Source organism: Aliterella sp. E5.1 (genome assembly GCF_057473825.1).
On the sequence record NZ_JBYCCV010000463.1, the window covers coordinates 1 to 1,195 of the forward strand.

A 1,195-nucleotide genomic window follows, 5' to 3' on the forward strand; every position below is an offset into this window, starting at 1 on the left:
GTAGAAGAGTGGCGGAAGATTTCATTGATGCAAGCTTCTGTAAATGGCAATTTGCTACGATCTCTAAAGGATAGTTTTTGTTCTCTGCCAACTACTTCATCCAGCTCTTTCTGGATTTCAGCTTGGATATTGGGGTAGGCAATCATGTAAAGCAGAGCCCACCTTAAGATAAAGCTGGGAAGTTGTGTACCTGCCGCCACGAACTGAAACAATGTGCCTTTGACAATGTCATTTTCGCTCAACTGAAGGTTGTTTCGGTCTGACTCAGTTAGTTCGTCGCTAGCTTTCAATAATCCATCTGTAATATCTTGCAGATGTTCTGGATCGAACAACTCTCGATGCTGCTCTATGTTTTTTGAAAGATAGTTTTCTACCGTAGCCAGGCTTTCGACAAAAGCTTGTAGTGAGTTTCGGTGAAGGAAACCAAATATTGGCTGCCAAATTTTTGGTAGAACGTTCAACACTATACCATTTATCAGACCGTTAGGAAGCCTCTTCATAGAATAAGCAGTTTTAATAAGATCAGCATCCTCGGCAGTACCTCTTTTGTCAAAGACTAGCCTTTGCATGAAACTTATGGTGGCTAGAGGAATATATAATTCAGGGTCGAAGGGTTGACTGTCAGAGTTTAACAAAGTATTTACCAAGTCCTCGGCTTCTTCCGTCACCCAACTTTCATGTATGTCTGACTTATTTGCCAAAAAGGTATGCATTACTTGAATTACAATATCACGGTGCTTTTTCCAAGTATCGCCACTTTTCAGCTCTAGAAATTCAGATTGAGGTGGTTGCTGAAAGACGTTAAAATCTGCTCTATTGTTGAAGGTGTCTTGCTGCTTCACTAAGGCTTCTTTGATTGTCTCAACCCCGCTGAGTACAACAAAATTTCTGTCACCTACACGCATTTGAAAAATATCACCGTACTTTTTGGCTAGTTGATTCAATGCTAAATGTAAGTGCTTACCCAGGAAAGGGGACATACCGACCAGGGGAACCATAGGCGGTTTCGGATGAGCAATCTCGTTTAACTGAGTAGAGGTCGCTTCTTGATAAAACATGGCTATTTCCAGATAAATTTGAGACAACTATTCCAAAGAAAATGGTTTTCAACTGAGGGGATAAGAGCTTCATCTCAAACCCTTATGAAATTCGGTTACCCCTTGCTCAGATACAGTGATTCTAAGTTCAAAAAATT

The 1,195-nt window shown here is 40.7% G+C and carries 1 protein-coding gene; it reads right to left on the bottom strand.

Annotation, left to right across the window (positions count from 1 at the left end):
• Positions 1-1,058 (bottom strand): cytochrome P450 (locus tag AC2VE5_RS28250; RefSeq protein WP_486890815.1); only part of this gene is annotated, 1,058 nt, incomplete at its 3' end.
• Between the last annotated feature and the right edge of the window lie 137 nt (positions 1,059-1,195).